Raw genomic sequence first — 6,395 nt, forward strand, 5'->3', positions numbered from 1 at the left:
CGGCACGCCCGACCGCTATGCCGCGGCCGTGGACGAAGCGAAAAGGCTGGCGGAAGCGGATTTTGTGGTAACGTTCGGATTGAAGCCCACTTACCCGGAAACCGGGTTCGGATATATCCACCATCAGGGCAACGATGTGCTGCGGTTCGTGGAAAAGCCCGATGCTGCCACCGCGTCGTTCATGCTCGATAACGGGGATTATTTGTGGAACAGCGGGATTTTTTGCGCGAGGGCTTCCGTCATCCTCGACGAACTGCTCAGCCATTCCCCCGCCATCTACCACGCCGCTTCCCGCGCTGCCGCCGAGCTGGTGCGCACGGGCAGCATTTCCCGCGAGGTCATGATCGCCATCCCGTCCGACAGTATCGACTACGCCGTGATGGAAAAAAGCGACCGCGTGAAAGTGGTGCCCAGCGATATGGAGTGGAGCGACGTAGGCAGCTACGAAGCCCTCACCCAGGCCCTCACCCAGCAATTCCAGTACTCCAACGACCAGGCCGTTTTCATCGACAGCGATCCCGGCAATAGCACCGTTATCGGGAAAAACAAACTGGTGGCGCTGGTGGGCGTGGACAATATGGTGGTGGTCGACACGCCGGGGGCATTGCTCATCATGCAGAAAGGAAAAGGACAAGTCATTAAACAATTGCACAACTGGGTCGCCGAAAACCGGCCCGAACTGCTGTAATCCGCTAACCTACATGGAAAAGAACGCTAAAATATATATCGCCGGGCATCGCGGAATGGTGGGCGGCGCTATCAAAAGGAAACTCGAGAATGACGGGTTCCAGCACATCATCACCCGCACCTCTGGCGAGCTGGACCTGCGCCGGCAAGACCAGGTGCAGGCTTTCTTCGAAGAAGAAAAGCCAGATTACGTATTTCTCGCTGCGGCGAAAGTGGGCGGCATACATGCCAACAACACTTATCGCGCCGAGTTTTTGTACGACAACCTGATGATCGCCGCCAATATCATCCACGCAGCGTACGAACAGAACGTACGGAAGCTGATGTTCCTCGGCAGTTCCTGCATTTATCCGCGCATGGCGCCGCAGCCGATCGTGGAAGACAGCTTGCTGACGGGCCCGCTCGAAGCCACCAACGAGCCTTACGCCATTGCGAAGATCACGGGGATCAAGCTGTGCGAGGCGTACAGAGATCAATACGGCTGCAATTTCATCAGCGTGATGCCGACGAACCTGTACGGCATCGGCGATAATTACCATCCCGAAAATTCGCATGTGCTGCCCGCGCTCATCCGCCGTTTCCACGAAGCGAAGCAGGCGAATAAGCCGTCGGTTACGGTTTGGGGAACAGGCACGCCGAAGCGCGAATTCCTGTATGCGGACGACCTGGCCGGGGCCTGCGTCTTCCTCATGGAAAATTATGATGGCCGCGAACTGGTGAACATCGGCGCCGGCGAGGATCTCAGCATCCGTGAGCTGGCGGAAACGGTGCGCGACGTGGTGTGTTACGAAGGAGATATCATTTTCGATACCACCAAACCGGACGGCACGCCGCGCAAACTGATGGATGTTTCGCGGCTGCACGAGCTGGGATGGAAGCACAGTACGGAGCTTCGCCAGGGCATCGCGCAGGCGTACGGCGACTTCCTCCGGAAACAATTTCAGCATATGAATGCCATGCATCAATAAAATTTTTTGACATGAAAGTAGTTGTAGTAGGAACAGGATATGTGGGATTGGTGACTGGCGCCTGCCTGGCGGAAGTAGGGACCGACGTGGTGTGCGTGGACGTGGATGCGGGCAAGATTTCGCGGCTGGAGAAAGGCATCTTGCCGATTTATGAACCTGGCCTGGAAGAGATCGTGACGCGCAATTTCCGGAATGGACGGCTGAAATTCAGCACCAGTCTTGAATTCAGCATCCCCGACGCGGCCGTGGCTTTCATCGCCGTGGGAACGCCTCCCGGTGAGGACGGCTCCGCCGACCTGCGGTACGTGCTCCAGGTAGCCAAAGAAATCGGCCACCACATGACCGCCCCGCTCGTGATCGTCACGAAGAGCACTGTGCCCGTGGGCACCGCCGTGAAAGTGAACCGCGCCGTGAAGGAAGCACTCCAGGACAGGGGCGCCCAGATCGATTACGACGTGGCCTCCAACCCCGAATTCCTGAAAGAAGGCGCCGCCGTCGCCGATTTTATGAAGCCCGACCGCATCGTGGTGGGCGTCAATAACGAACGCGCGGCCAAAGTGCTGGAATCGCTGTATGCGCCGTTCCTCCTGAACGGGCATCCCATTCTGTTCATGGACGTGGCTTCCGCGGAAATGACAAAATACGCCGCCAACGCCATGCTGGCCACCAAGATCTCGTTCATGAACGACATCGCCGGGCTCTGCGAGCTGGTGGGCGCGGATGTGAATAAAGTCCGTAAAGGCATCGGCAGCGATCCCCGCATCGGGTCGCGGTTTATTTACCCGGGCATCGGGTACGGGGGATCATGCTTTCCGAAAGACGTAAAAGCCCTCATCCGCACCGGCCTCGAGTACGACCGCAGGCTCCGCATCCTCGAAGCGGTGGAAGCCGTGAACGACGACCAGAAGAAAGTCATGTTTGACAAGATATTCCGTCACTTCGACGGCCAGCTAAAAAACAAAACAATCGCCCTCTGGGGGCTTTCCTTCAAACCGAACACCGACGACATGCGTGAGGCCCCGTCGCTGGTGCTCGTTGCTTCCCTCCTGGAAGCCGGCGCCAGCGTGCGGGTGTTCGACCCCGTGGCCATGCACGAAGCACAGAAAACCCTCGGGAACACCGTGGAATGGTGCTCCGATCTCTACCATGCCGCCGAAGGCGCCGATGCCGTGGCGCTGATCACGGAATGGAACGAATTCCGCCTGCCCGACTGGAAACGGATCGGCGCGCGCGTGCTGTTCGACGGCAGAAACATTTACGACGACGTGACGCTGCATAAAAACGGCATCACCTATTACGGCATCGGAACCATTCAACCCTCCATCCAAAAAATGATAACCATATGAAAGTCGCATTGATTACCGGCGTAAACGGCCAGGACGGCGCATACCTCGCCGAGCTTTTACTTGAAAAAGGATACATGGTGCACGGCATCAAACGCCGCGCATCGCTCATCAATACCGAGCGGATCGACCACCTTTACCAGGACCCTCACGAAAAGAATGTCCGCTTTAAACTGCATTACGGTGATATGACGGATTCCACCAACCTGATCCGCATTATCCAGGAAACGCAGCCCGACGAAATTTACAACCTGGCGGCCATGAGCCACGTTCGCGTGAGTTTCGATACGCCGGAATATACCGCCAATGCCGACGGCATCGGCACCCTCCGCATCCTGGAAGCCCTGCGCATCCTGAAGCTGGAGCAGAAGACCCGCGTGTACCAGGCTTCCACTTCCGAACTGTACGGCCTCGTGCAGGAAGTGCCCCAGCGCGAGACAACGCCTTTCTACCCACGTTCTCCATATGCCGTTGCAAAAATGTACGCCTACTGGATCACGGTAAACTACCGCGAAGCCTACGGCATGTTCGCCTGCAACGGCATTCTTTTCAACCACGAATCGCCCCTGCGCGGCGAAACCTTCGTGACCCGCAAGATCACCCGCGCCGCCGCGGCCATCGTGCTCGGCCTGCAAGAGAAACTTTTCCTCGGCAACCTCGACGCCAAGCGCGACTGGGGCCATGCCAAAGACTATGTGGACGCGATGTGGCGCATCCTCCAGCAGGATACGCCTGAAGATTTCGTGATCGCCACGGGCATTACGACCACGGTCCGCGATTTCGTGCGCATGGCGTTTGAAGAAGTAGGCGTGGAACTGGCGTTCATCGGAACCGGCGTTAACGAAACGGCGGTGGTAACGGCTTGCCGCAATAAGGAATTCATCCTGCCCATCGGCAAGGAAGTAGTGGCGGTGGACCCGAAATATTTCCGTCCGACTGAAGTGGACCTCCTCATCGGCGATCCCACCAAAGCCAAAACTAAGCTGAACTGGGAGCCGGCATACGACCTGCCCGCGCTGGTGAAGGAAATGATGGCCGCGGATGTGGAACTTTTCAGGAAAAAAGACGTGGCGCAACTCGAACATCTGATCGGATAAAAATAAAAGAAGCATGCAGGCAGCGAACAGAGTCGTAATGAATACGGGTTTGCTGTACGGGAAAATGCTGGTCACCATCTTCATCTCCCTGTACTCCACCCGGCTTGTGCTGAGCGCACTGGGCGCCCTCGACTACGGGATTTTCAATCTCATCGCGGGCGTGATCGCCATGTTGTCTTTTCTCAATATGGCCCTGACGCTTTCCACCCAGCGGTATATGTCCTACAATTTGGGAGGCGGGGATATGGAAAGATTGAAGAAGGTCTTCAACGCCAGCATTCTCCTGCACCTGCTGCTGGGGCTCGGGCTGGTGATCGTGTTCGAGGCGGCGGGGTATTTCCTTTTCGGCCATGTGCTGAACATACCGCCCGAACGGATGGCTGCCGCGAGGATCATTTATCATTTCATGGTGGTGAGCGCATTTTTCACCATCATTTCCGTGCCTTATGATGCTACAATCAACGCACGGGAAAACATGCTGCTGGTGGCGCTTACGGGCATCGCCGAAGCAGTGTTGAAACTGTCGGTGGCGCTTGCGTTGCAAAACGCCGGTTCGGACCGGCTGATCCTTTTCGCCGGGCTTACGGCGGCAACGGCCATCGGGCTGCTGTTGTTCAAGCGCATCTATTGCTCGGTGAAATACCCGGAAAGCCGCATCCGTATTGCGAAGTATAAAGATATGAAGTTGCTGAGGGAAATGTTCGCCTACGGCGGATGGAACATGTTCGGTGCGGTGAGCGTGGTTACGAGGAACCAGGGCATCGCCATGATCCTGAACGTTTTTTTCGGGACGATCGTGAACGCGGCCTACGGGATCGCCAACCAGGTAAACGCCCAGCTCAGCTTCTTTTCTGTGACGCTGATGCAGGCGCTCAACCCGCAGATCATGAAAAGCGAAGGGCAGGGCAACCGGGAACGGATGTTGAAACTGGCGATGATCGCCAGCAAATTTTCATTTTCCCTGCTTGCATTCTTCGCCATCCCGCTGCTGCTGGAAACGCCGTTTGTGCTGGGTTTGTGGCTGAAGGAAGTGCCGGAATACACGGTCGTTTTTTGCCGGCTGATCCTGCTCTGCACGATGGTGAACCAGCTTTCGGTGGGGATCCAGGTGGGGGTGCAGTCGGTAGGGAAGATACGGAAGTACCAGATCGCCGTGAGCTCGCTGCTGATGCTGAACCTGCCCGTGGCGTACGTATTGCTGCGGATGGGGATGCCGGCGTGGTCGGTACTGGCATCGGCATTAGGCATCGAATTCGTGACTTGTGCATACCGGATCGTGGCGGCCGAACGGCTGATCGGCCTGCCCGTCCGGGGGTTTTTGGGGAGTGTTGCGGCGAGGGCCGTTGGCAGTGTGCTGCTGGCTTTCTGCATCGTGCTCCTGCCCTACAGGGCCATGGAGGAAGGATGGGCTCGGCTGATCGTGACCTGCCTTGTGAGCTCCGCCGCGTTGGCGGGAACGCTGCATTGGGTGGGCCTTTCCGCTTATGAATCCGGCAAAATCCGGGATGTGATGACGAAGGCGCTGACGCGGATACATCCGCGGCTCGCCGTGATTAAAAAAGCTGCGTGATGAACATTATATTCTTTACCAACATTAGCACGTTCCCGTACAACGGAGGCGAGAAGCTGCGGAGTTATTACCTGCTGAAGGCCCTCTCCGACCTGGGGCACACGGTCCATGCCGTGATCCGCAACGAAGAAGAGGCCGATCTTGCCAGTTACCCGCTTCCAAACGTCGCTTACCATATCCACCCAAAGAAGCCGCTTGCCGTGTCGGAAAGGCTCACGGGCAGCCACTATTTCACCAAATCGGGCGCGGTGCTGGCTTTATTCGAACAGATTTGCCGGGAGCACAAGATTGACGCGGCCGTGCTGGACTATGGATATGTGGGCCATTACATTGGGTTTTTCCGCCGGCGCGGCATCCGGGTGGTACTGGGCACGCACAACGCACAGCCCGAAATCTCGCGACAGCTGCCTGCCCGCAGCCTCCTGCAGAAGATCCGCAAAATGCAGCTGGTAACATTGGAACAATGGCACGAACGCAGCTACTTCTCCAAGGCAGACGCGGTACTGGTAGTCAGCCATCACGACCTCGATTATCACCGCCGTTTCATCGACGCCAAAAAGCTCTTCCTTGTTCCCAATTTCCTCGACGAAACGGAATACGCGGTGAAAGCCCCACGGCAACAGCGCCTTCTGGTCATGACGGCCAACTTTACCGTGTACCAGAACCTCGAAGGCCTGCGCTGGTTCGTTAACCAGGTCTGGAACCCGCAACTCGCCGGGAGATTCCGGCT

General features: G+C 57.2%; 6 protein-coding genes. All 6 read left to right on the forward strand.

The genetic code is table 11. The features are described from left to right. The coding region (locus Q0510_RS01135; RefSeq protein ID WP_298707456.1) for a sugar phosphate nucleotidyltransferase at nt 1-688 on the forward strand (688 nt) is incomplete at its 5' end. 13 nt (nt 689-701) lie between these two features. Continuing rightward, nucleotides 702-1,655, forward strand: coding sequence for a GDP-L-fucose synthase (locus tag Q0510_RS01140; protein WP_298707458.1), 954 nt, complete (start codon nt 702-704; stop codon nt 1,653-1,655). An 11-nt stretch (nt 1,656-1,666) separates the two neighbouring features. Next, nucleotides 1,667-3,001, forward strand: coding sequence for a UDP-glucose/GDP-mannose dehydrogenase family protein (locus Q0510_RS01145; protein ID WP_298707460.1), 1,335 nt, complete (start codon nt 1,667-1,669; stop codon nt 2,999-3,001). Continuing rightward, nucleotides 2,998-4,095 (forward strand): GDP-mannose 4,6-dehydratase, encoded by a 1,098-nt coding sequence (gene gmd, locus Q0510_RS01150; RefSeq protein ID WP_298707462.1) that lies wholly within the window; start codon nt 2,998-3,000, stop codon nt 4,093-4,095. The genes Q0510_RS01145 and gmd overlap by 4 nt, the downstream gene beginning before the upstream one ends. A 13-nt stretch (nt 4,096-4,108) precedes the next feature. Next, nucleotides 4,109-5,665, forward strand: coding sequence for an MATE family efflux transporter (locus tag Q0510_RS01155; RefSeq protein WP_298707464.1), 1,557 nt, complete (start codon nt 4,109-4,111; stop codon nt 5,663-5,665). Continuing rightward, a partial coding sequence (locus tag Q0510_RS01160) for a glycosyltransferase (protein ID WP_298707466.1) occupies nt 5,665-6,395 on the forward strand: 731 nt, incomplete at its 3' end. The genes Q0510_RS01155 and Q0510_RS01160, both read left to right, overlap by 1 nt.

Source organism: uncultured Chitinophaga sp., assembly GCF_937874145.1.
In the GTDB taxonomy this organism is placed as follows: domain Bacteria; phylum Bacteroidota; class Bacteroidia; order Chitinophagales; family Chitinophagaceae; genus Chitinophaga.